20 protein-coding genes are annotated in these 24,611 nt (G+C 71.2%); 16 read left to right on the top strand and 4 right to left on the bottom strand.

Features of this window, described 5'->3' with window-relative positions:
- Positions 1-2: 2 nt before the first annotated feature.
- Positions 3-785 (bottom strand): SDR family NAD(P)-dependent oxidoreductase, encoded by a 783-nt coding sequence (locus VZL07_RS18975; protein ID WP_426756997.1) that lies wholly within the window; start codon positions 783-785, stop codon positions 3-5.
- Between the two features lie 176 nt (positions 786-961).
- On the opposite strand from VZL07_RS18975, the gene VZL07_RS18970 reads away from it, so the two are divergent.
- The 9 genes from VZL07_RS18970 to VZL07_RS18930 all read left to right on the top strand — a co-directional run bounded on the left by VZL07_RS18970 (position 962) and on the right by VZL07_RS18930 (position 8,996).
- Positions 962-1,219: a hypothetical protein gene (locus VZL07_RS18970; protein ID WP_426756996.1), complete on the top strand. Its 258-nt coding sequence runs from the start codon at positions 962-964 to the stop codon at positions 1,217-1,219.
- Positions 1,216-1,725: a DUF2243 domain-containing protein gene (locus VZL07_RS18965; protein ID WP_426756995.1), complete on the top strand. Its 510-nt coding sequence runs from the start codon at positions 1,216-1,218 to the stop codon at positions 1,723-1,725. Before VZL07_RS18970 ends, VZL07_RS18965 begins: the two co-directional genes overlap by 4 nt.
- A gap of 448 nt (positions 1,726-2,173) precedes the next feature.
- Positions 2,174-3,616 carry an aldehyde dehydrogenase gene (locus VZL07_RS18960; protein ID WP_426756994.1) on the top strand — a complete coding sequence of 481 codons (1,443 nt, stop codon included), beginning with the start codon at positions 2,174-2,176 and terminating at the stop codon, positions 3,614-3,616.
- A gap of 31 nt (positions 3,617-3,647) precedes the next feature.
- Positions 3,648-4,079, top strand: coding sequence for a RidA family protein (locus tag VZL07_RS18955; protein WP_426756993.1), 432 nt, complete (start codon positions 3,648-3,650; stop codon positions 4,077-4,079).
- Positions 4,080-4,604 carry a 3-hydroxyanthranilate 3,4-dioxygenase gene (gene nbaC / locus VZL07_RS18950; RefSeq protein WP_426756992.1) on the top strand — a complete coding sequence of 175 codons (525 nt, stop codon included), beginning with the start codon at positions 4,080-4,082 and terminating at the stop codon, positions 4,602-4,604.
- Positions 4,601-5,617, top strand: a complete 1,017-nt coding sequence (locus VZL07_RS18945) for an amidohydrolase family protein (protein WP_426756991.1) — start codon at positions 4,601-4,603, stop codon at positions 5,615-5,617. Before nbaC ends, VZL07_RS18945 begins: the two co-directional genes overlap by 4 nt.
- Positions 5,614-6,894, top strand: coding sequence for a kynureninase (kynU, locus tag VZL07_RS18940; protein WP_426756990.1), 1,281 nt, complete (start codon positions 5,614-5,616; stop codon positions 6,892-6,894). The genes VZL07_RS18945 and kynU overlap by 4 nt, the downstream gene beginning before the upstream one ends.
- The gene (locus VZL07_RS18935; RefSeq protein WP_426757324.1) at positions 6,887-8,281 is read left to right on the top strand and encodes an FAD-dependent oxidoreductase; all 1,395 of its coding nucleotides are present in this window, start codon (positions 6,887-6,889) and stop codon (positions 8,279-8,281) included. The genes kynU and VZL07_RS18935 overlap by 8 nt, the downstream gene beginning before the upstream one ends.
- Positions 8,259-8,996 (top strand): SDR family oxidoreductase, encoded by a 738-nt coding sequence (locus VZL07_RS18930; protein ID WP_426756989.1) that lies wholly within the window; start codon positions 8,259-8,261, stop codon positions 8,994-8,996. Before VZL07_RS18935 ends, VZL07_RS18930 begins: the two co-directional genes overlap by 23 nt.
- A gap of 76 nt (positions 8,997-9,072) precedes the next feature.
- Here the strand turns inward: VZL07_RS18930 and VZL07_RS18925 are convergent, their stop codons facing one another.
- Positions 9,073-9,879 carry an alpha/beta hydrolase family protein gene (locus VZL07_RS18925; RefSeq protein ID WP_426756988.1) on the bottom strand — a complete coding sequence of 269 codons (807 nt, stop codon included), beginning with the start codon at positions 9,877-9,879 and terminating at the stop codon, positions 9,073-9,075.
- Between the two features lie 377 nt (positions 9,880-10,256).
- Between VZL07_RS18925 and VZL07_RS18920 the strand changes: the two genes are divergently transcribed.
- A complete protein-coding gene (locus VZL07_RS18920) occupies positions 10,257-11,696 on the top strand; it encodes a glutamine synthetase family protein (protein ID WP_426756987.1) in 1,440 nt (479 codons plus the stop codon).
- Between the two features lie 77 nt (positions 11,697-11,773).
- Here VZL07_RS18920 and VZL07_RS18915 read toward each other — a convergent pair whose 3' ends face one another.
- On the bottom strand, positions 11,774-13,051 hold the full coding sequence (locus VZL07_RS18915) for an APC family permease (RefSeq protein ID WP_426757322.1): 1,278 nt from the start codon (positions 13,049-13,051) through the stop codon (positions 11,774-11,776).
- A 182-nt stretch (positions 13,052-13,233) separates the two neighbouring features.
- Here VZL07_RS18915 and VZL07_RS18910 point away from each other — a divergent pair, with 182 nt between their 5' ends.
- From VZL07_RS18910 to VZL07_RS18885, 6 genes are all read left to right on the top strand, one after another.
- Positions 13,234-14,766: a hypothetical protein gene (locus VZL07_RS18910; protein ID WP_426756986.1), complete on the top strand. Its 1,533-nt coding sequence runs from the start codon at positions 13,234-13,236 to the stop codon at positions 14,764-14,766.
- 202 nt (positions 14,767-14,968) lie between these two features.
- Positions 14,969-15,481 (top strand): hypothetical protein, encoded by a 513-nt coding sequence (locus VZL07_RS18905; protein ID WP_426756985.1) that lies wholly within the window; start codon positions 14,969-14,971, stop codon positions 15,479-15,481.
- Positions 15,482-15,486: 5 nt separating this feature from the next.
- Positions 15,487-16,167, top strand: coding sequence for a hypothetical protein (locus VZL07_RS18900; RefSeq protein WP_426756984.1), 681 nt, complete (start codon positions 15,487-15,489; stop codon positions 16,165-16,167).
- A gap of 182 nt (positions 16,168-16,349) precedes the next feature.
- Positions 16,350-18,095 (top strand): sigma 54-interacting transcriptional regulator, encoded by a 1,746-nt coding sequence (locus VZL07_RS18895; RefSeq protein ID WP_426757320.1) that lies wholly within the window; start codon positions 16,350-16,352, stop codon positions 18,093-18,095.
- On the top strand, positions 18,092-22,075 hold the full coding sequence (locus tag VZL07_RS18890) for a protein kinase domain-containing protein (protein ID WP_426756983.1): 3,984 nt from the start codon (positions 18,092-18,094) through the stop codon (positions 22,073-22,075). Before VZL07_RS18895 ends, VZL07_RS18890 begins: the two co-directional genes overlap by 4 nt.
- A 189-nt stretch (positions 22,076-22,264) precedes the next feature.
- Complete coding sequence (locus tag VZL07_RS18885) at positions 22,265-23,713, top strand: ADYC domain-containing protein (RefSeq protein ID WP_426756982.1); 1,449 nt, start codon at positions 22,265-22,267, stop codon at positions 23,711-23,713.
- A 1-nt stretch (position 23,714) separates the two neighbouring features.
- Here VZL07_RS18885 and VZL07_RS18880 read toward each other — a convergent pair whose 3' ends face one another.
- Positions 23,715-24,611: a MerR family transcriptional regulator gene (locus tag VZL07_RS18880; RefSeq protein ID WP_426756981.1), complete on the bottom strand. Its 897-nt coding sequence runs from the start codon at positions 24,609-24,611 to the stop codon at positions 23,715-23,717.

The following is a 24,611-nucleotide window of genomic DNA, read 5'->3' as shown; positions in this document are numbered from 1 at the left end:
CCTCAGCCCTGCTGGTTGAGGCTGGCCGCGAGCGCGCGCACGGCCGCGCGAGGGCTGAAGCGCACGCCCACCGTCCCCACCCAGTTGAGCAGGCCGTGGATGGCCAGCACCCGGCCGCGCATCATCATCGCGTAGGCATGGGCGGCCACGTCCTCCGCCTTCGCCACGCCCGGCCGCTGGAACAGCCGCGTCTGCCCGTTGCCCGCCCGCTGGGTGAACTCCGTGTGCGTGGCGCCCGGGCAGTGGCACGTCACCGTCACGCCGGTGCCCTTCAGCTCGTGGGCGAGCGCCTCCGACAGCGACACCACGAAGGCCTTGGTCGCGAAGTACGTGGCCATGTACGGCCCGGGCTGGAAGCCCGCCGTGGAGGCGACGTTGAGGATGCGCCCGCTGCCGCGCTCGCGCATGGGCCGCGCGAACAGGTGCGTCAGCTTCAGCAGCGCGGTGCAGTTGACCTCCACCATCTCCGCCTCGCGCGCCAGCTCCTGCTCCAGGAAGGGCCCACAGGAGCCGAAGCCCGCGTTGTTCACCAGGAAGTCCACCGCCAGCCCCCGCGCGCGCACGGCCTCGAAGAGCTGCTCGGGCGCCTCCGGCCGGGACAGGTCGGCGGGGAAGACATGCGCCTTCACGGCGTGCGCCGACTCCAGCTTCGCGGCCAGCGCCTCCAGTCGCGCCGCGTTGCGCGCGACCAGGATGACGTCGTGTCCGTCCCGCGCGAAGCAGTGCGCGAACTGCTCTCCCAGACCCGCCGAGGCTCCCGTGATGAGCGCCACTTTCCGCGACATGGTGACTCCTCCCTGGGCCTGTCTTATAGCCGAGCAACCTGGGCATGACGGTCTGTCGACACCGGGCCGCCTGGAAAGGAGGGGCTGGCGGGCGACCCGTCTCCCTCCAGTGCCTTCCCCGAGCTTGCCTCGTCCCAGCGGGGTGGCGAGCTTCCCGTCACGACAGGGGGCGCCACATGAGGCGGGTCATCACTACCGGGTCCACGGCCGCGTTGCTGACGAGCACGGCGGCCTCCGCTTGTCCCACCTGCCGCCCCGACGTGGTGGCCGGCATCCTGAACGAGCACTTCTGGGGACGCCTGTCACTCACCGTCCTGCCCTTCCTCGTCCTCCTGCTCATCGTGGGGGCGCTGGTCCTGGCCACACGCGAGGTTCCCTCCGCCGTGCCGGTGAAGAGCCGCTCCGACGCACCGGGTCCGAGGCGCCGCCGATGAACGCGCGGAACCGGGCGCCCCTGGTGCTCGCGGGGCTTCTGCTGGGCGTGGGCCTGGGCGGCTTCGTGGACGGCATCGTCTTGCACCAGGTGCTCCAGTGGCACCACATGCTCTCCACGCCGCTGCCTCCCGACGACGTGGTCCGCATCAAGGTGAACATGTTCTGGGACGGCCTCTTCCACGCGTTCACCTGGCTGATGACGCTGGCGGGGGTCTGGGCGCTCTGGCGCGCGGGCCAGCGCTCCGACGTGCCCTGGTCCACGCGCACCTTCGCCGGCGCCATGCTCGCGGGCTGGGGCTTCTTCAACGTCGTCGAGGGACTCCTCGACCACCAGCTCTTCGACCTGCATCACGTCAAGCCCGGGCCGGCCCAGCTCGCGTGGGATGTCGGCTTCCTCGTCTTCGGTGTGCTGCTCATCGCCGCGGGCTGGGCGCTGGGCCGCGCGGGCCGCCAGGACCGGGTTCCCCGGGGCGGACTGCGCGTGCCACGGCCGGCGCACGGATAGCGGACAGCGCGCACACGCGACAGGCGGCCTGCGATCCGCATGTCCCCCGTGGCCTGAGCGTGGCGGCCGTGGCGGAGCGCCGGCACCGCACCGGCGCCTCCGCCGGAACCACGCGGCCCGAGCGTGAGGGCTGTGGCGACGCCGCACCGCTTCGCGACTTGCGCCCCGCCAGAGCCACGTGGCTCGAGGTAACGGCCCGTAGCGGCGCCCGCCGGCGTCGCAGGTACCCCAGGCTCCACACCGGGTGAAAGCGGCACCTTCCTTCGCGCAGTGCGGCATCACACGGAGCCTCCAGGCGAGCGGGCGTGAATCCACGACAGTGGACTGCGGGCGCGCGTGGTGCTGGTGAGGTACGGAGGGGCGGCGTACATTGCGCGCCCTCCCACAGGGGCTGGCGGGGCACGCCCGTCGCCGGGTCCGTGGGCATGCGCTACCGGAGGACGCGGCCATGGAGAAGGTGCTCAACTACATCGGCGGCGAGCTGCTGCCCGCCCGGAGCGGCGCGTGGCTGGACAAGCCCGAGCCCGCGACGGCCGTGAACTACGCGCTCGTCCCCGACTCCGACGCGGCCGACGTCCAGCGCGCGGTGGAGGCCGCCGCGCGGGCCTTCCCCGCCTGGGCCGCCACCCCTGCCACCGAGCGCTCGCGCATGCTGCGCCGCATCGCGGACGCCATCCGCGGACGCCTGGACGCCTTCGCCCGCGCCGAGTCCATCGACACCGGCAAGCCTCTGTCGGTGGCCTCGTCGGTGGACATCCCGCGCAGCATCCTCAACTTCGAGTTCTTCGCGGATGCGGTGACGCAGTTCTCCAGCGAGGCGCACCAGACGGACGACGTGGCCCTCAACTACACCCTGCGCGCGCCGCTGGGCGTGGTGGGCTGCATCTCCCCGTGGAACCTGCCGCTGTACCTGCTGACGTGGAAGATTGCCCCGGCGCTGGCCATGGGGAACTGCGTGGTGGCCAAGCCCTCCGAGGTGACGCCGATGACGGCGTACCTGCTGGCCCAGGTCTGCCGCGACGTGGGCCTGCCGCCGGGCGTGCTCAACCTGGTACACGGCCTGGGCCCCAAGGTGGGCGCCGCGATGAGCGAGCACCCGGACATCAGCGCCATCTCCTTCACCGGCAGCACCCGCACCGGCGCCGAAATCGCGCGCGTGGCCGCGCCCGCCTTCAAGAAGCTGTCGCTGGAGATGGGCGGGAAGAACCCCAACGTCATCTTCGCGGACTGCGACTTCGACGAGGCGCTGGCCACCACGCTCCGCTCGTCCTTCGCCAACCAGGGGCAAATCTGTCTCTGCGGCCCGCGCATCTTCGTGCAGCGGCCCCTCTACGAGCGCTTCAAGGAGGCGCTGGTGGCGCGCACGCGCGCGCTCAAGGTCGGTGACCCGCTGGAGCCGGGCACGGACCAGGGCGCGCTGGTGTCGCAGCAGCACTTCGACAAGGTGCTGGGCTACGTGAGCCTCGCGAAGCAGGAGGGTGGCCGCATCCTCACCGGCGGACAGCGCGCCAGCGTGCCCGGGCGCTGCCGCGACGGCTGGTTCGTGGAGCCCACCCTCATCGAGGGCCTGGACGCGGGCTGCCGCACCAACCAGGAGGAAATCTTCGGGCCGGTGGCCAGCCTCATGCCCTTCGACTCGGAGGACGAGGTGCTCGCGTGGGCCAACGCCACGAAGTACGGCCTGGCCGCCAGCGTGTGGACCCAGGACGTGAAGCGCGCGCACCGCTTCGCCTCGCGGCTGCACAGCGGCATCGTCTGGGTGAATACGTGGATGCTGCGCGACTTGCGCACGCCGTTCGGCGGCGTGAAGGACTCGGGCGTGGGGCGCGAGGGCGGCTGGGACGCGCTGCGCTTCTTCACCGAGCCGAAGAACGTCTGCATCAAGCTGTGAAAGCCCCTAGCCCCAACGTGAGGAGCACGCCGTGAGCAGTGACAGCGCGCGAGTCGATTCGCAGAAGGCCCCGGAGCCGGTGGGCCTGTATCCCCACGCCCGGCGCGTGGGCAACCTCCTGTTCCTGTCCGGCGTGGGCCCGCGCGAGCGCGGCACGAAGAAGATTCCCGGCGTGGAGCTGGACGCGGAGGGCAACATCGTCTCGTACGACATCGAGGCGCAGTGCCACTCGGTGTTCCGCAACGTCCGCTACATCCTGGAAGAGGCGGGCTCGTCCTGGGACAAGCTGGTGGACGTGACGGTGTACCTCACCGACATGAAGAAGGACTTTCCCACCTACAACCGGCTGTGGGCGGAGTACTTCAAGGACAACCCGCCGTGCCGCACGACGCTCGAAATCAACCGGCTGCCCACGCCGATTGCCATCGAGCTCAAGTGCATCGCCACCATCGGAGGTGAGTGAATGGGCCGCCTGACTCCCATCAACTTCAAGAAGTGGATCGACGAGCACCGCCACCTGCTCAAGCCGCCCGTGGGCAACCAGCAGGTGTGGGCGGACCGCGAGTTCATGGTCACCGTCGTCGGCGGCCCCAACGCGCGCACGGACTTCCACATCAACGAGGGCGAGGAGTTCTTCTACCAGCTCGAGGGCACGATGAACCTGCGGGTCATCGACGAGGGCCAGGTGCAGGACATCCCCATCCATGAAGGGGAAATCTTCCTGCTGCCGCCCAAGGTGCCGCACTCGCCGCAGCGCCCCGCGAACACGGTGGGCCTGGTGCTGGAGCGCCGCCGTCAGCCGCAGGAGCTGGACGGCTTCATGTGGCTGTGCCCCCGGTGCGGCGAGAAGCTCTATGAGGAGTACGTGCACGTCACCAACCTGGTGACGCAGCTGCCGCCCATCTTCGAGCACTTCTACGGCAACCCCGCCAACTGCACCTGCAAGAAGTGCGGGACGAAGGTGGTCAAGGGAGGTCCCGCCCAATGAAGGTGGACATCCACACGCACCTGCTGCCCGCCGAGCTGCCGCGCTTCGCCGAGCGCTACGGCTACGGCGGCTTCATCACCCTGGACCACCACGCGCCCTGCCGCGCGCGCATGCTCCGGGACGACGGCAAGTTCTTCCGCGAAATCGAGAGCAACTGCTGGGACCCGGTGAAGCGCATCGAGGAGTGCGACGCGGCTGGCGTCCACGTCCAGGTGCTGTCCACGATTCCAGTGATGTTCGGTTACTGGACGAAGCCGGAGCACGGCGCGGACCTGTCGCGCTTCCTCAACGACCACCTCGCCTCGGTGGTGCAGGCGCACCCCAAGCGCTTCATCGGCCTGGGCACGGTGCCGCTCCAGTCGCCGGAGCTGGCGGTGCGCGAGCTGGAGCGGTGCGTGAAGGAGCTGGGGCTGGCGGGCGTGCAGATTGGCTCGCACGTCAACGACTGGAACCTCTCCGACCCGGCGCTGTTCCCCTTCTTCGAGGCGGCCAGCGAGCTGGGCGCGTCCATCTTCGTCCACCCGTGGGACATGATGGGCGAGGCGAAGATGCAGAAGTACTGGCTGCCGTGGCTGGTGGGCATGCCGGCCGAGGTGTCGCTGGCCATCTGCTCCGTCATCTTCGGCGGCGTGCTGGAGCGGCTCCCGAAGCTGCGCTTCGCCTTCGCGCACGGCGGCGGCGCGTTCCCCCACACGCTCGGCCGGATTCAACACGGCTTCGAGGCCCGGCCTGACCTGGTGGCCGTGGACAACAAGGTGCCGCCCCGGGACTACCTGGGCCGCTTCTGGGTGGACTCGCTGGTCCACGACCCGGACGCGCTGCGCTACATCGTCCGGCTCTTCGGCCAGGACAAGGTGGCGCTCGGCAGCGACTACCCCTTCCCCCTGGGCGAGGACCGCCCGGGCACGCTCATCGAGTCCCTGAAGGAGCTGGAGCCCGCCGCGCGGGAGCGGCTGCTCTGGCGCAACGCCTTCGATTGGCTGGGACGCGCCCCCGAGGACTTCGCACCATGACGACGCCGTACCCCTTCGAGGACACCGAGGCCTTTGCCCACACGTTGGACGCAGAGGATGCGCTGCGCGGCTTCCGCGACGCGTTCCACTTCCCGCCGGGGCCGGACGGAAAGCCCGTCGTGTACCTCGCGGGCAACTCGCTGGGACTCCAGCCGCGCAACGCCGCGCGCTACATCCAGGAAGAGCTGGAGGACTGGGCGCGGCTGGGCGTGGAGGGCCATCACCATGGCCGCCACCCGTGGCTGCACTACCACGAGCTCGTCACCGAGCAGGCGGCGCGGCTCGTCGGCGCGAAGCCATTGGAAGTCGTGGTGATGAACACCCTGTCGGTGAACCTGCACCTGATGATGGTGTCGTTCTACCGGCCCACGAAGCAGCGCTTCAAAATCCTGGTGGAGGCCGGCGCCTTCCCGTCGGACCAGTACGCCGTCGCCTCGCAGGTGCGCTTCCACGGCTACGACGCGCGCGAGGCCGTGCTGGAGCTGAAGCCCCGCGAGGGCGAGGAGACGCTTCGCACCGAGGACATCCTCGAGACGATTGAACGCCACGGCCACGAGATCGCGCTCGTGATGCTGGGCAGCGTGAACTACCTCACCGGACAGGCCTTCGACCTGGCCGCGATTACGCGGGCGGCGCACGCGAAGGGCTGCTTCGTCGGCTTCGACCTCGCGCACGGCGCGGGCAACCTGAAGCTGTCACTGCACGACGACGGGCCGGACTTCGCGGTGTGGTGCTCGTACAAGTACCTCAACGCCGGCCCGGGCGCGCTGGGCGGCGTGTTCGTCCACGAGCGGCACGCGCATACGAAGGACCTTCCCCGCTTCGAGGGCTGGTGGGGTCACGACAAGCAGACGCGCTTCCAGATGGGGCCCACCTTCCACGCGCTGCCGGGCGCCGAGGGGTGGCAGCTGTCCAACCCTCCCATCTTCCAGCTCGCGGCGATGCGCGCGTCCCTGGAGCTGTTCGACCAAGCCGGCATGGCGGCGCTGCGCGCCAAGAGCGAGCGGCTCACCGGCTACCTGGAGTTCCTGCTGGACCGGCTCCCCGAGGGCTTCGTGCGCATCACCACGCCCCGGGACGTGAAGCAGCGTGGCGCGCAGCTCTCCCTGCGCTTCCGCGGCGAGCCCGAGCGCCTGCTGAAGCGGCTGGGTGACGCGGGCATCATCTGCGACTTCCGCAAGCCGGACATCATCCGCGCCGCGCCCGCGCCGCTCTACAACTCCTTCTCGGACGTGTACCGCTTCGTGAAGACGCTGGAGGGCCATGCCCGTGAGTGAGGCGCGCAAGGACACCGTCACCGTGGTGGGGGCGGGTCTGGTGGGCTCGCTGCTGTCCATCTACCTCGCGCGCCGGGGCCACACCGTGGAGCTGCTGGAGCGGCGCCTGGACATGCGGCGCGAGGTCATCGACGCGGGCCGCTCCATCAACCTGGCCATCTCCACACGCGGGCTGCACGCGCTGCGGCAGGTGGGCCTGGAGGACGAGGCGCTGAAGCACGCCATCCCCATGCGCGGGCGGATGATTCACCCGCCGCAGGGCGCGCTCGTCTACCAGCCCTACGGCAAGGACGACTCACAGCACATCAACTCGCTGTCGCGCGCGTGGCTGAACGCCTTCCTCATGACGGCGGCCGAGGCCACCGGCAAGGTGCGTATCCGCTTCAAGCAGCGGGTGACGCAGGTGGACTTCGGCTCCGGCGCGCTCACGGTGCACGACGACGCAAGCGGCCAGGTGCGGCAGGAGCCGGGCCGCGTGGTGTTCGGCACGGACGGCTCCGCCTCCGCCATCCGTCAGGCGATGGAGAAGCGGCCGGAGTTCCAGGGCACGCAGGAGCAGCTTGGCCACGGCTACAAGGAGCTGACGATTCCGCCGGGCCCCGGTGGCACGTTCCAGATGGAGAAGCACGCGCTGCACATCTGGCCGCGCGGCACCTTCATGCTGATTGCGCTGCCCAACGAGGACGGCAGCTTCACCTGCACGCTGTTCCTGCCCTGGCAGGGGCCGGTGAGCTTCGCGTCACTGGACACGCCCGCGCGGCTGGAGGCGTTCTTCGACGCACAGTTCCCGGACGCGAAGGCGCTCATCCCGGACCTGGTGGAGGCGTTCTTCTCGCGCCCCACGGGCAGCATGGTGACGGTGAAGGGCGCGCCCTGGCACGTGGGCGGGCAGACGCTGCTGCTGGGCGACGCGGCGCACGCCATCGTCCCCTTCTTCGGGCAGGGGATGAACTGCGGCTTCGAGGACTGCGTCGTCCTGGATGAGCTGCTGGGCCGGGGCGGCGACTGGGCGCGCGTGTTCGCGGACTTCGAGCGCCTGCGCAAGACGAACGCGGACGCCATCGCCGACATGGCGGTGGAGAACTTCGTCGAGATGCGCGACAGCACCGGCGACCCGCGCTTCCAGTTCCGGAAGGCCGTGGAGAAGGTGCTGCTCAACGCCTTCCCGGGCGAGTTCGTCAGCCGCTACTCGCTGGTGAGCTTCAGCCGCGTGCCCTACCGGCTGGCCTATGAGATGGGGGCGCTGACGGACGGCATCGTCGCCGAGCTGAGCGAGGGCCTGGCCCGGCCCGAGGACGTGGACCTGGCGCGCGCGGCGGAGCTCATCCGGAGCCGGCTGGCGCCATTCATGAAGGAGCACGCGGATGGATTTCGGACTGAAGGGTAAGCGCGCCCTGGTGATGGGCGCGTCCGCGGGGCTGGGGTATGCCATCGCGGAGGCGCTGGTGAAGGAAGGCGCCACGGTGGCCATCTGCTCGCGCGGCGGCGACAAGCTGGAGCAGGCCGCGAAGAAGCTGGGCGCGGCGCTCGCGGTGCCGTGTGATTTGACGCAGCCCGGGGCCGCGAAGGCGCTGGTCGAAACCGTCGCCGCGAAGCTGGGCGGCGTGGACGTCCTCGTCGTCAACTCTGGTGGGCCTCCGGCGGGCGGCTTCGAGTCGCTGACGGCGGAGCAGTGGCAGCTCGGCTTCCAGAGCCTGTGGATGGCCGCGGTGGACGGCATCCAGGCGGTGCTCCCGGGAATGAAGGAGCGCGGGTGGGGCCGCATCGTCCTGGTGACGTCGCTGGCCGCGCGCGAGGCGATGAACAACCTGACCATCTCCAACGGCCTGCGCGCGGGCCTGCTCGGGCTGGTGAAGACGGTGAGCAACGAGGTGGCGCAGCACGGCGTCACGCTGAACGCGGTGCTGCCGGGCTATCACGCCACCGAGCGCATGCAGCAGCTGGGGCTGACGGACGAGAAGGTGGCGCCGCAGATTCCCGCGCGGCGGCTGGGCCGTCCGGAGGAGCTGGCCGCGCTGACGGCGTTCCTCGCCTCCGAGCAGGCGTCGTACATCACCGGCCAGTCCATCGCGGTGGACGGCGGCGCGCAGCGAGGCTTCTGAGCCAGCCCCCTGACGCAGGCGCGCTTCGAGCGTGGAGGGCCGTGTTCGGAATCGAGTCCCGGACACGGCCCAAGCCTCACATCAAGGCTTGCACCGCGGCCACCACGTGCGGCCATTCGCGAGAGCGAGGGTCGATGACCTCGAAGTGCCCTGCCCCCGGCAAGGTGACGCAGCGGACGTCGTCCCCCAGCTCACGGCCACGCGCGCAGAAGTCCTCGCTCATCAACACGGGCACGGTGTCGTCCTCCGTTCCATGGACGAGCACCTGGGACACCCCGAGCGGCTGGAGCGCCGCGGGCGAGGCGGCGCGGTAGCGCGCTGGCACCGAGGTCGGCGTGCCCCCCAGGAACGTCTCCACGATGCCGTCCCCCAGCCGGTGGGCGAACGCACGGGCGAGGTCCACGACGCCCGCCAGCGGCACCACGCCCCGCAGGGGCAACGGCGCCTCAGCGAACAGTGCATCACCGGGCCGCAGCCGGTGTCTGCCTGCCAGCCACGCCACCAGGTGCCCTCCCGCCGAGTGGCCAAGCGCCACGACACGCGAGAGGTCCAGCGCATGCGCTGGCGCGAGCGTGCGCAGGAAGTCGGTGCCCCGCGCCACGTCCTCCAGCGTGCCGGGCCAGCCGCCGCCTTCCTGCCCCACGCGCCGGTACTCCAGGCTCCACGTCGCGAAGCCGCGCCGGGTCAGGTCCGCGCACAGGTGGCCGACGTGCTCCAGCCCGTACTTCGCACGCCAGAAGCCGCCATGGACGACGACCACGACGGGGTGCGGCCCAGGGCCCTCAGGCAAGCGCAGGTCCCCGAACTGGTGGGGCCCCGAGCCATACGCAATGCGCACATCCGCGGCGGGCGCGGGCGTCTCCAGGACCCACATCGAGCTCATGGGGGCATCCTACTTCCGTTGCATCCGCTCGGCCGCGTGGGCATCTCCAGGGCGCCCAGGCCCGGGGCCTCCGGTACCGCCACCGGCGAGCCCGTCTGAAGCGGGTGGGCGCGCGGATCGCCCATGAGGCCGGGCCGGAGCACAACAACGCAGCGCGTCAGCATCGACCGGTCCTTTGTCCTCCAGCCACCAGTCCCAGGGCTCCAGTGGTGGGTCCGAGTGTCATGCGGCGAGCCTTTAAGGCTTCAGAAGCACGTTTTAAGGCTTCATATCGCAGGATTTAGACTTGATTTCCCGCCGCCAAATGTAAATACCTGCGCCCACGGATTCAGCCCGCCGCGTTGTCGGCGAGGAACCCGGCCTGGGAGGCACGGACAATGGAGACGAAGGGTCTGCGGACGTTCCTGGAGATTCCCTACGACGAGCTGGAAGAGCGCAACCTCAAGGTCAAGGAGCAGCGCCTCAAGCGGGTCGCGCCGGAGAAGCTTCGTGAGGAGCGCATCGAGTACCTGACGAAGGAGCGCGCCATCAAGGCGGTCACCGTGTGCTTCACCGACCTCGAGGGTCGGCTGCACATGCTGGACTACGACAAGAAGTTCCTCATCAAGAGCGCCGACAACCTCACCTTCGATGGCTCCTCCATAAGGGGTTTCTCCGCGCAGCAGGAGAGCGACCTGCGGCTGAACATCGACTGGAGCGCCTTCTACTGGCTGCCCTCGGACATCTTCGGCCCGGGCAAGGTGCTGGTGTTCAGCGAGGTGCTGGAGCGCGACGGCACGCCGTACCACGCCGACCTGCGCGGCAAGCTCAAGCAGATCACCGAGGCCATGTACCAGAAGGATGGCACGGTGTTTCACGTGGCGCCCGAAATCGAGGGCTTCCTCTTCAAGGGCCGCGACGCCGAGCGCCACTACCACGAGGTCGGCCGCTTCGACTTCATCTCCATCGGCGGCTACTACCACTCGCTGCCCGGCGACGTGCTGCGCACCTTCATCGACAAGGTGGCCGAGGCCCAGCGCGCCATGGGCTTCCAGAACGAGAAGGACCACCCCGAGGTGGCGCCCAGCCAGTTCGAGATCAACTTCTCGTACAGCGAGGCCCTCATCGCGGCCGACCAGATTCAGCTCTACAAGCTGCTCAGCCGCCAGGTGGCCGCGCAGATGGACTGCACCGCCAGCTTCCTCCCGAAGCCGGTGACGGGCGTCAACGGCAACGGCATGCACATGAACATGTCGCTGTCCAAGGGCGGAAAGAACCTCTTCTACGACAAGGACGGCCAGGACGGCCTCAGCGCGATGGGCTGGGAGTTCATCGACCGCATCCTCAACAACGCGAACGACATCTGCCTCACGCTCAACTCCAGCGTGAACGCGTATCGCCGCCTGGACCCGCACTTCGAGGCGCCCAACCAGATCAAGGCCAGCGCCAACAACCGCGGCGCCATGATGCGCATCCCCTTCGGCAACGAGCGCAGCGCGCGCGTCGAGTGCCGCTCGGTGGCGCCGGACGCCAACCCGTATCTGGTGCTCTACACCCTGCTGCGCACCGGCCTGGAGGGCCCGCAGCCGCAGGAGGACGCGGAGACCAAGCGCAGCCGCACCCGCTTCCTGCCGGACAACATCTTCGACGCCATCCGCCTCTTCAAGAGCAGCCAGTTCATCGCCAACGTCCTGGGTGAGAGCGTGCAGAGCAAGTTCGCGGAGCTCAAGACGGCCACCGCCGAGCGCAGCCCGAAGCAGCTGGGCACCCGCGTGAAGTACTCGGAAATCGTGTTCCACCACGAGGTCACCAACCAGTACCTCTGGAGCCAGTTCTAGGAACGGACGTCCGCGCACCGCCGGACTTCAAGGAGCCGCCGCCCTCCCGCGACATGGGAGGCGGCGGCCTCTGTGCGTTACAGCGGCTCGCCGCGCAGCACGGCCGGTGCCTCGGGCGACCTCGGCCGGGACAGCCGCAGCAGCACCAGCCCCGCGACGGTGGTGAAGGCCATGGTGACGCCTTCGCGCGCGGTGGCGCCAAAGGCCACCAGCGTCAGGCCCAGGCCCAGCGTGGGCACCGCCAGCACGGCGTGCAACGGACGCAGCCCCCGCTCGCGCCGCCAGGACAGCACCGCCAGCGCGGCGGCGGTGACGCCGTACTGCATCAGCACCGCGATGCTGGAGAGGGCGAACAGCTCCGACAGGTTGCCCAGGTTGACGAACAGCAGCACCAGCGCCCAGGTGACGACCAGGGCCCGCACCGGGACGCCTCCGGCCGACATGCCGTCGAGCCCCAGCAACGTGTGCTCGCCCGACGCCAGCGCGGACAGGTAGCGCGGCGTCGTCACCATCATCCCCAGGCAGATGCCCAGCGCGGAGACGCTGGTGCCCGCCCTCACCCACCCTTCGAGCCCGGACCCGCCCCACACGCCCGCCGCGGCGACCAGGGGCGTCGCCGCTCCCGCCAGCTCTGGCAGCGCCGCCACGCAGGCCCACACCAGCCCCACGTAGAGCAACACCGCCACCAGCAGCGAGCCCACCGTCGCCCAGGGCACCGCGCGCGAGGACGAGCGCACCTGTCCGGCAATCACCGGCACGATTTCGAAGCCCTGGTACGCGAACATCACCGTGAGCCCCGCGCGCAGCCACGCGACGTCCACGCCCGGCCCGGAGACCACGGGCACGGCGGGCCGCGCCCCCGACAGCGCCAGGAAGGCCACCAGCAGCGCGGCCAGCGGCAACAGCTTGAAGACGGTGAGCGCCGTCCACGCGCCCGCCGACACGCGGATGCCCGACGCCACGATGGCCGCGAGCACCGTGACCAGCAGCGACGCGAGCACGCGCTGTCCCAGGGCGCCTGCCAACCCCAGTGAGGGCGCCACCGCCTGCGACAGGCCCGCCACCACCGCGGCGGTGCTGAGGAAGGCGCTGACGTAGGCCACCCAGCCCACCAGGAACGAGGCCCGCTCGCCAAAGGCCGCTCGCGCGAAGAGCACCGGCCCGCCGTCCGCGTCGAAGCGGCGGCCCAGCACCGCGAAGGCCAGCGCCACCGGTATCAGCGCCAGCCCCGTGAGCGCGAAGGCGGCAATGGCGCTGCCTCCCGGCGCCAGCGCGGCGACCTCCGCGGGGGCGAAGAAGATGCCGACACCGACGATGCCGTTGACGCCCAGGGCCAAGAGCTGGAACGGCCCCACCGGACGAAGCTGGGATAGCGGGGAAGAGGCGGAAGCGGAATCCGACACGAGGGTACTTCACTACAACCTGGCGGCTGATACCAATCCACCCGGGGGCCGGTTTCGATATGGAGCCCCCGTCCGAACGTTGCAGCGCAGCGGCCTGGACGACGGCCTTCGCTCCAGACCTCGAGGAGACTCCGATGCGGCTTCACGGTGCGCTGTTGGGACTGGGACTGCTCTGCTCGGGCTGCGCGGCGCTGAGCCGGGGCTTCGGCGCCACGTCCAACGAGGACACGGGCGAGTACGAAACGCCGGCAGAAGAACTCGTATACGTCGTCCCCGTCGAGGACGCGATGATGGTGGCGCGCCGCATCCTCGAAGAGCAGCGCTACGACGTCATGGAGAAGGAAGGCGGGCTGGAGATGTTCACCTCGGCCCACGAGCCCGGAAAGAACACGCCGGGCGTGCGCACCATCGAGCGCTACTACGTCAAGGGCGAGCGGTTGGGGCCTCGGCGGGCGGTCGTGCGCGTCTTCCGGCTCAGCTACAACGACATGGAGACCCAGCTGGAGATTCCGCCCCAGGCGATGGGCAAGCGGGATGCGGACATGTTCGCCGCGCTGGACGCCCACCCCTTCGACGCGACCCGGGACGCCTTCACCTACGCGAATGGCCCCAACGGTCCTCGCGCAGTGCCCATGGAGGACCCGTTCAAGAATGCTCCGGGCATGGAGCGCTTCCGGATGGTGCGCGGCGTGCGCGACCTGGACATCGAGCGGACCCTGCTGCAGCGGCTGGAGATGGTGCCCGCGCTGGAGCTGGTGGGCAGCAACGCGCCCGTGCCCATCCGCTCTGTGACGCTGGACGGCTGGCAAGCAGCGCAGGCGCAGCAGGCTCCCCATGCGCCGGAGTGTGGCACGCCGGTGGAGGGCGCCGGCCCGCTGATGGCACCAGGGCACGTCCTGCTGCTGGCGGACCCGCTGGGCACGCGCGAACTGCCCTCGGCGGCGCTGCGGATGCTCTGTGAAGCCACGGCCAAGGGCCTGGCGGTGACGCTGGCGCTGTCGCTGCCCGCCTCCGAGCAGCCTCTGCTGGAGGCCTACCTGGCGAGCGCCGGCCAGCCCCAGGACATTCAAACACTGTTGAGCGAGAGCCCCTTCTGGCGCCGCACCTATCAGGACGGCCGCAGCAGCAGCGCCATGCTCTGGCTCATCGAGCAGGCCCGCCGGCTGCGCGCCTCAGGCAAGGACATCTCCCTGGTGGCCTTCGACGCAGAGAAGGCCCAGGGCAACGAGCGCGAGGCGGAGATGGCGAAGCACCTGCTGGCGCATCAACAGGGACGCCCCCAGGCCTGGACGCTGGTGCTCGCGGGTGGCACGCATGTGCGCACGGCGGGCGTGGACTGGGACAGCGACTACGCGCCGCTGGGAGCACGGCTGGCCAAGGCCCTTCCGTCGGTGCGCGCGCTCGACGTGGGCTTCACGCGGGGCACGCAGTTCTCCTGCCGCTACAACGTCTGGGATGCAGTGGAGTGCAACGTGTTCGCCATCAGTCCCACGAAGGAGGTGCGGCAGAAGCCAGACATCGCCGCTGGGGTGCGGCTCTTTCCTCAGCCGCTGGCAGAGGGCTTTCACGGCCGCCTCTATGTGGGAGCGCTGAACGCGTCGCCTCCCGCGCTCCATCGGGTGGCCCCCAGCACGGCCGCCCAGACACCGCCCGCAGCCACGCCGTAGGGACGGCAACTCCTGCCAGGGCTGGCAAGCCTTGCCACACCGCAGTGGCGTGGGCACGGCAACATCTGCCGCTCATGCCATGACTCCCAGGCCGGATGCCGCGCGCAGGCTGGCATCCGGGTTGCTCTTCCCCTTCCCGCCACGCTCCGCGGGCCCGCATGACGCGGTGCCAGGGCTGGGGTGTGAAGCCAGGAAGAGCGCCATGATGAAGCCGCTTTCGTTCAGGTCGAAGTCCGTTGCCACGCTCGCGATGCTCTGCGCCCTGCCGGCCGCGGCGGGGACCGCGTCCTATTCGGGCGCGCTCTGTACGTCGGTCTCTGGATTCGGGAGCCCGATCCGCTACCGCAGTGGCCGTCTCCTCAACACGACCCCGAACACCATCGAGGTCGTCTGCCCGATTCAGCGCAACGTCACCGCGCCCTCCTTCTCTGAAACGCTGTCCGTCAGCGTCACCGCGCTGGACCCGCACCTGACGGAGAACGTCTGCTGCACCGCGACGGTGGCCGAGAAGGACGGCACCTCCCTGGCCTCGGCCGCGGCGTGCTCCAACTGGGGCGCGGACACGGCCAACCACAACTCCTTCTCCATCAGCCTGCCGTCGGTGTTCGCGGGCCTCAACGGCTATGTGAACCTGCGTTGCGTGCTGCCAGGGGAGTACACCAGCGGCGCCAACACGTACGCGTCCGTCCTCGCCAGCTTCGTCGTCTCGGAGTAGCCACCATGCGACAGGTCCGTTGGGGAATCCTGGGTCTGGCCACGGCAGCCGTTGCCGCCGCCGGTGGGTGGAGCATGTGGGGGGCCACGCCCGAAGCCACACCGGTGCGCGCGGAAGCGGCCGAGGCTCGGCCCGGGTCCCCGACGGACCTGGCGTCGGAAGTGCGGGCGCTGCGCGCGGAGCTGGAGGCGCTGCGCCGGGGACAGGGGCACCTGCGGCAACGCGTGGCGTCCGTGGAACGCCCCACGCCGCGGCCCGGGTCCGGAGAGGCGGCCTCCCCCGAATCACAGACGACAGCGCCCACCGCGCGGACGCTGGCCACCCTGGAAGCCGCGCGTGAGGAGCGGCGACAGGAATTGGAAGCGGAGCTCGAAGTCGCCGCCCATTCCGAGCCACGTGACAGGGAATGGGCGGGACAGACGGAGACGCTCGTCACCCGTGCGTTCGGCGGCTCCGACTTCGCGGGCTCGCGGCTGATGCGTGTGGAGTGCCGCACCCGGCTGTGCGTGCTGGAGGTGGAGCATGACGCGGCCGAGGCACGCTCGGAGCTGCTGCCCTCGCTGTTGAGGGTACACGGCCTCCAGGGACAAGCGGTGATGCGGCCCGCGGACGATGGCGGCCGGCTGGCCTCGCGCATCTATCTATCGCGTGCGGGTGAGCCTCTTCCAATGACGTTGCGACAATGAATCCCCCAGACGTGTGGCGCCGGGGCCGGCGCACGTCCATTCCCACCTCGAGTTGCCCGGCCCTGTGTGGGCGTGACAGCATTCTCCGCCCCGCCATGGCCATCTCACAGCCCAGCGCTCGCGACACGCGCCCCCTTGGGACCGCGCCGGAGTCATCAGAATCCGGCGCCTCGTATCTCCTGGTGCTGGAAGGAGACTCGACGTGGCGATTCACCCTTCCCGCCGAAGGCGTGGTGCTGGTGGGCCGCGATGAACACGCGGACCTGTGCCTGCGGGATGACAGCGTGTCACGCCGTCATGCGCGCCTGGTGCTGACCGAGGAAGGCGCGCGCCTGGTGGACCTGGGCAGTCACAATGGCACCACGCTCAACGGCCGCCCCGTGGACACCGCGCAGCCCTTGCTGTCCGGTGACGTGGTGTCCTTCGGCGCAGTGGTCGCGGTGGTGCGCACGCGCGCACGCGCCGCTCCCGCGCACACGCCGCTCCAGGCAGAGCGATTGATGGCGCGGCTGCGCGAGGAGGTCGACCGTGCGCTGCGCTATGGCCGGCCGCTCACCACGCTGGTGCTCGCGCTGCCGGAGCAGGGCTGCGTGGGGCGCGATGCCGTGGAGGCGTTGCTGGCGGCGGAGGCGGGGCCAGCGGAGGCCGCTGGGTGGCTGGACGGCTCGCACCTGCTGTGGATGATGCCCGAGGTCTCCGGAGAGCCGGGCGAGGACGGCCTGGGCGAACGCGTGGGTGCGCTGCTGGCCGCATGTCCCCAGGGGCGCCTGGGCATCGCGACCTGTCCTTCGGACGGCTGCGACGCGGAGTCCCTGGTGGCGGCAGCGCGCGCCGCGGCCCGGACCGCGGTGTCCGGCGCGTGGGCTCCCGCGGCCGAGGGCATCACCCGCCTGACGCTGGCGGACCGCACCGTGCTGGTCGCGGACCCCGCCATGGCGCAGCTCTATGCCTTGCTGCGCCGGCTGGCGGCCAGCGAGCTGCCCGTGCTGGTGTGCGGGGAGACGGGCGTGGGCAAGGAGAACGCCGCCTTCGCCGTGCACCACTGGTCTCCGCGCACGGACAAGCCCTTCATCGCCATCAACTGCGCGGCCCTGCCGGAGGGGTTGGTGGAGAGCGAGCTCTTCGGCCATGAGCGCGGTGCCTTCACGGGCGCCAACACCACGCGCGTGGGATTGCTGGAGAGCGCCCAGGGCGGCACCGTCTTCCTGGACGAAGTGGGCGAGCTGCCCGCCTCCGCGCAGGCCAAGCTGCTGCGTGCGCTGGAGGTGCGCCGCATCACCCGCGTGGGTGACGTGCGCGAGCGCCCCATCGACCTGCGCGTGGTGGCCGCCACGCACCGGGACCTGGAGGCGGAAGTGGCCGCGGGGCGGTTCCGCGAGGACCTGTACTTCCGGCTCGGCGCGGCGACAGTCCTTCTTCCGCCGCTGCGTGAGCGCCCGCGCGAGGTGCCGCTCCTGGCGCGCGACTTCCTGGCCAGGGCCTGTCAGTCGCTCGGACGTGCGGAGATGGAGCTGTCCGCGGGGACGCTGTACGCGCTGTCCCGCCATGCGTGGCCCGGCAATGTGCGCGAGCTGCGCAACCTGATGGACTACGCGGCGGCGGCGGTGCCGGAGAATGTGGTGGAGCCGCACCACCTGCCCCCGCGCATGCAGGCGCGCGGCGGCGCGTCCATGCCCGCCGCGGAGCCTGCAACGGCCCCACCGTCCGTGTCATCCGCGCCCTCGTCGTCCCGGAAGGCACGCGTGCCCCTGGCCCAGGAGATTCGCGAGCTGGAGCGGCGCCGCATGCAAGAGGCGCTCGACGAGGCGGAAGGCGTCCAGACGCGGGCCGCGGCGCTGATTGGCATGCCCATCCGGACCTTCTCCTTCAAGCTGAAGCAGCTCGGGATGCAGCCGCGCGCCTCTCGCAAGGGACCGCCCGCCGGATGAGCACCTCCCCCGGGCACCTGGAGCCCCCCAGGGAGTTCGAGGAGTATCGGCTGCTGCGCCCCCTGGGGCACGGGGCCATGGGGCAGGTGTTCCTGGCGCAGGACACGCTGCTGGACCGGCGGGTGGCGGTGAAGTTCATCGCCACGCCGCAGGGACGACCACCGGATGCGGCGGCACGCGCGCGCTTCTTCCAGGAAGCACGTGCCATTGCCCGCCTCCAGCACCCCAACGTGGTGGCCATCCACCGCGTCGGCGAGGTGCGTGGACAGCCCTACCTCGTGTCCGAGCTCATCCACGGAGAGCCGCTGGACCGCCTGAGCCGTCCGGTGGACGCGCGGATGGCGCTTCAGCTCGGCCTCGGGCTGGCGCGAGGGCTGGCCGCGGCACACCGGCGCGGAATCCTCCATCGGGACATCAAGCCCGCCAACGCCATCCTCTCCGAGGACGGTGAGGTGAAGCTGCTCGACTTCGGCCTCGCTGAAGCGTGGGAGGGGGGCGGCGGTTCCACCGTGGAAGTCTTCACGGCGATGGCCGCCTCCACCGTCACGCAGGAGACGGCCGACGCGCTGGCCCCAGGAGCGACTCGGCCACGGCATGGTGTGGCACCCACGGAGACACGGCCGCTGCGCGGCGCAGCGCATTCGTCCCGAGCGCAGCGGCCCGGTCCGCTACCTACAGACACGAGGCCGATTCCCAGCGCGCGAGTCCCTGACACGGGCCCAGGCGCCAACGCGACCCGACACGAGCGCGCGGCTCCCACGTCAGGCGAAGCCCTGGACGCCCACCCTCCCGACGCCGCCCCGGGCACACCGCTTTACCTCGCGCCCGAGCTGTGGCGTGGTGAGCCCGCCAGCCGGGCCAGTGACATCTATGCGCTGGGCGTCCTCCTCTATGAGCTTTGCACCGGCCGCGCGCCCCACGAGGGCATCCCGCTGGAGCAGCTCGGCACCGCCGTCCAGGCGCATCCCCCCGCGCCCCTGGCCCAGCGCGCGCCCGGGCTCCCGGCGGCCTTCGCCGCCGTCGTCGACCGCTGCCTCGCCGCGGACCCGGCCCAGCGCTACGAGTCCGGTGACGCGCTCCGCGAGGCCCTCGAAGCGCTGAATGCGCCCGCCCGCGGCGGTGCCCTCCTCACGGGCAACCCCTACCTGGGCCTGCGGGCCTTCGATGCCGCGCACCGAAGCGTCTTCTTCGGCCGCGAGCCCGAGCTGCGCGAGGTCCTGGACCGGCTGCGCGGCGATGCCTTCGTCCTGCTGGCGGGAGACTCCGGCGTGGGCAAGTCGTCGCTCTGCCGGGCGGGCGTGCTCCCCACGGTCAGCAGCACCGGCCTGGAAGAAGGTGGCCCCGCGTGGGCCGTCGTCTCGGGGACGCCGGGGCGCCGGCCGCTGGACACCTGGGTGGAGCTGCTGGCCCCGCTGACCGGAGAGAGCGCGGACACGCTGCGGGAGCGCATCACCACGGAAGAGCCCGGCGCCCTGGCCCGCGCGCTGCGACGCCGCCCCGCGAACGCCCCACCCGTCCTCCTCTTCGTGGACCAGCTCGAGGAGCTCGTCACCTTCTCGGAGCCGGCCCAGGCCTCGCGGCTCGCCGAGGAGCTCTCCCTGGTGCTGCGTCGCGCGCCCCGCGTGCGCGTGCTCGCCACCGCGCGCAGTGACTGCCTCACCCGGCTGGTGGCCCTGCCCGGCCTGGGCGACGAGTTGCCGCGCGCGCTCCATCTGCTGCGCGCGCTCTCCGAGCAGGGCCTGCGCGAAGCCGTGGAAGGCCCGCTGCGCGCGCAGGGCATGCGCTTCGAGAGTCCCAGCATGGTGGACACGCTGGTCACCTCCGCTGCCCGCGCGGAGGGTGGCCTGCCGCTGCTCCAGTTCGCGCTGGAGGCGCTCTGGGAGGCGAGGGACGCGGAGCGCCAGCTCATTCCCGCCTCCGCGCTGGAGGCGCTGGGCGGCGTGGAAGGCGCGCTCGCCCGTCACGCGGACGCGGTGGTGGCCCGGCTGCGTCCCGAGCAGCGCCCGCGCGCCCGGGAGCTGCTCCTGGAGCTGGTGACCCCCGAGGGCACCCGGATGCGCCGCACCCGGGAGGAGCTGCTGCGCGGCCCCGAGGACGACGCCGGCCGCGCGGTGCTGGACGGGCTGGTCCGCGGCCGGCTGCTCACCGCGGGCGAGGCCGAGGATGGAGACGGCGTCTACACCCTGGCGCACGAGAGCCTCGTGACGGGCTGGGACACGCTGCGTGGGTGGCTCGGCCAGGACGAGCAGCGCCGCGCCGCGCGCATGCGGCTGGAGCGCGCCGCCGCGGAGTGGGAGCGGCTGGGGCACCCTCCGGAGCTGCTCTACGGCGCGCGGCAGCTCACCGAGGCCCGAGCCGCCGGCCTCTCCCAGGTCGACGGTGCCCGCGAGCGTCACTTCCTCGCCCGCTCGCGGATGGCCGCACGCCGGCGGCGTCTCACCCGCTGGCTGGCCGTGGCCCTGGTCCCCCTGGCGCTGGGAGGCGCGGTGGGCGTCACTCGCGTGCAGGCGCGCGCGCAGCTCGAGGCCCGCGTCAACCGCCACCTGGACGAGGCCCACGCGCAACAACAGGTGATGGAAAAGCACCTCGGAGAGCTCCACCGCCTCCGCGCCGAAGCCTTCACCTTGTTCGACACGCCGGGGGCCGAGAACCGGGAGCGGGCCGAAGCCGTGTGGGCCCAGGCCCGGCAGGCGGAGCAGGCGGTGGAGGAAAGCGCCGTACGCGCCATGTCCGAGCTGGAGGCCGCCTGGGGACTGGCCCCCGGAAGCCCCCGGGTGAGCCCGCTCATGGCCAACCTGCTGGTGACGCGGGCGGAGCTCGCCGAGCAGCAGCGCCAGCCCGAGCAGCGCGCGCAGTGGATCGCACGGCTCGCGGCCCACGATGCCATGGGCGAGCTGCGCCGGGGCCTGAACGCGCCGGCCCAACTGACCGTCACCAGCTCACCTCCGGGCGCGCGCGTGCGACTGCTGGAGCCGACGCCGGACGGCGAGGTCCTCCCAGGACGGGACCTGGGCCAGACGCCGCTGCGGAACGTGGCGCTGCCCGCGGGCTCCCATCTGCTGGTGCTGGAAGCCCCTGGACGCTTCCCGGTGCGGGCCCCCGTGCTGCTGAGCGCGGGAGAACAGCTGGCGCTGGACCTGCCCCTCCCGCTCGAGGAGACGGTGCCCGAGGGCTTCGTGTACATCCCCGCCGGGCGCTTCCTCCAGGGCGCCTCGGAGAGTGAGTACCTGCGGCGGGCCTTCTTCTTCGCGCCACCGCTGCACACCGTGGAGACCGGGGCCTATCTCATCGCGCGCCACGAGGTGACGTTCGCGCAGTACATCGCCTTCCTGGAGACGCTGCCTCCCGAGGAGCGCGCCGCGCGGATGCCGGGCTCCCGGCGCCGCATCACCGTCGTGGACCTGGCCCAGGAGCCGGACGGCCGCTGGCGGCTCACCCTGCGCCCCGCGTCCGCCAGCTACAGCGTGAGGGACGGCGAGCGCCTGCGCTACGGCAAGCGGGACCGCCGGCAGGAACAGGACTGGCTGCGCTTCCCCGTGTCGGCAATCTCCTTCGACGATGCCCTGGCCTACGTGGCGTGGCTGGACCGCACCGGCCAGGTGCCGGGCGCGCGCATCTGCACGGAGCGGGAGTGGGAGCGGGCCGCGCGCGGCGCGGACGGACGCCGCTATCCGTCGGGAGACTGGCTGGCCCCGGACGACGCCAACCATGACGTGACCTATGGCCGGGAGCCCTGGGGCTTCGGCCCCGACGAGGTGGGCAGCCACCCCCGCTCCCGGAGTCCCTTCGGCGTGGACGACCTGGTGGGCAACGTGTGGGAGTGGACGCGCTCCGACGTGGACCCGGAGAAGCCCTCCGCCCAGGGCGGAAGCTGGTACCAGAGCGACCTGACCGCCCACACCGCCAACCGCGACCGCGTGGAGCGGACGCAGCGCGAGGCGCTCACCGGCTTCCGCGTCTGCGCGACACCCCACCCCTGAGCACCATCGCCGCCGGCAAGGCCTGCCGCCCCCGGCAATCCTTGCCGTCCATTCCGGCCTGCCAGCCCTGCCCGGCCAACGGTGCCAGCAAGTCCTGCCGGAGCGAGACGGGTGTCTCCCGCCCGCTTCGAAGCAGTGGCACGGCGGGTGCTCTGTCCCCGGCCATCCCCGCTGAATGAGGTGCCGCACATGAAGCTCCGCCTCCGAATGCTTCCATCCTGTCTTCTCAGCTGCCTGCTCTCCGCCTGCGCGCCTTCCCTGGAGGACCCCGACGCGCCCTTTGCCCAGCAAGCCTTCGCGGGCGATGAGGACGACCCCGACTCCCACTCCCAGGGCACCCAGCTCCACGCCACCCTCATCCGCTCCGTGCAGTACTCGAGTGCCCTCGTGCTGCACGAGGGCGTGCACCGCGAGTCCAACCTGCGCCTGGTGCGCGGCGAGCTGGTGGCCGACATGCCCCTGCTCGTGGATGGGACGACGCAGAGCCTCCAGAGCTGCGGCATCACGGCACCCACGGGAGAGACGCGAAGCTGCGGCTTCGTCGTGGATGGCCAGGGTGTCTGCACGCCGGGGAGCGTCGTCACGCTGGCCGGGGGCAACAGCAACTCCACCCGCAACCAGTGCGTGGGGGCGCCCGTGCTTCGAGTCTGCTCAGGCGAAGCGCCCTGCGAGCACCTCGGTCCGGGCTACCTCGGCTCCGCCGACAGCAACGTCGCGCTGAACACCTGCCCTGTCGTTGAGTTCACCTGTCCCGCCAGCGGCGTCTACACCGCGCTCGCCGGGCCCGGCGTCCCCGGAACGACCTGGGTGATGGAGCTGTCGACGCGCTCGCAGGGCTACCCCGCCGGGCGCAAGGTGTTCAGGGGCCAGGCGCTGATTGGCGCCAGGTTCCGCCAGCAGACGAGCACCGCCGCGGGCCCCTGGCTGGAAGTCACGGACGTCATCAACGCGAACGCGCTCCCCAGCACCGAAGGCTCCGGCATGTGGGACGCGAGCGGCGGCACCTTCCTCTACCAGGTGCGCTACACGCCCAGCGCCAGCACCTCGCCCACGGACCTGTGCGCCACCGGCGTGAACTGGGCCGTGCCGGTCAAGGGACTCTTCGACGGCCAGGGCAACCGCCACGAGAGCACCACGGCCTTCACGCTGGGCTGCGACTCGGGCGTCATCGCCAAGTGCTACCGCTGGGGCTACAGGCCCTGGCTGGATGGGGCGCACGCCGGGGATGTCACCGAGGCGCACTGGGCCTGCACCCGCATGGCGCGCGCCGACTACTGCGGCCAGGGCACGTCCTTCACCCAGGACGGCACGCGCATCCGCCCCTGGGACGCCCTGGCGCCGGAAATCATCTCGCCGCCGGAGCCGGGCTCCGGCCCGGATGGCCTGAGCTTCGAGGCGGGCTGGAACACCCAGGGCCCCGCGTGCCTCAGCCACCTGCGCTGGCAGCACCTCACCGCGTCCTGCGTGCCGCTCAATCCCCCCATCTACGACGCGAACGGCAACATCGTGAATGACTGCCGGGACCCGAACACCCCCTATGGCCCGGGCAAGTGCGCGGAGATTTGCGACAACGCCAAGGAGGCGGCCCAGCTCTACGGAAGCCGCGTCTTCAACAACTCCGCCATCAACGTGCCCTGAGTCACGCCCCGGCGAGGTGTGCCCAGTCCTCCTCGCGCTGGAACACGTGGACCGCCAGCCGCTCGCACACGGCCCGGTGCGAGCGCGCGGCGGCGCCCCCCACCCAGACGGGCACTCCGGCGGGAAGCGCCTGCTTCAGTTGCGTGAGCACCGCCTCGAAGGACGCCTCTCCCCGGTTCATCACCGAGGACAGGCCCACGACGTCTGGCCGCAGCGCCTCCACCGCGCGCCCCAGGTCGGACGCGGGGACGCGCTGGCCCAGCAGCGTCACCCGCGCGCCCAGGTGCCTCAGGCGCAGCGCGGCGCCCAGCAGGCCCATCTCGTGCTCCTCGTCCGGAAAGCACGCCAGCACCGCGTGCCGGTGCCGTCCCTGGGGCGCCGCGTGCAGCAGGCTCACCAGCCGGGCCCGCACCATCTGCGACACCAGGTGCTCCTGCGCCACCGTCAACGTGCCGGCCTGCCAGCGCTCACCCACATCGCACAGCAGCGGCGCCAGCACCTCCTCGCAAGCCTTGAGCGGAGGCAACGCCGCCAGCACCTCGTCCAGCACCTCCGACACGGCGGGCTGGTCATAGGCCTGGGCGGCGGTGAGCACCGACGCGCGCCACGCCTCCGCGTTCGAGCGCGGGAGCGCGAGGCCGACAGCGGCGCCGCCGGCCCCCGGCTCCGCCAGCAACTGCGGCAGCAGCTTCGCCGCCTCGCTGATGGCCATGCCCTCGTCCGTCAGTTGCTTGAGCTGCTTGAGCACGGCCACGTCGCGGTCCGTATAGACGCGGTAGCCCGCGGGCGTGCGCTGGGGCCTGAGCACGCCGTAGCGGCGCTCCCAGGCCCGGATGAGCTCCACGCGGACTCCGGCCAGCTCGGCGGCGATGTGGATTCGGTAGGTGCGCTCTGCCAT

This window comes from Pseudomyxococcus flavus, from assembly GCF_050038885.1.
Classification (GTDB): domain Bacteria; phylum Myxococcota; class Myxococcia; order Myxococcales; family Myxococcaceae; genus Myxococcus; species Myxococcus flavus.
Note: the sequence above shows the minus strand (reverse complement) of the source record. Positions and strands in the feature narration are given on the sequence as shown.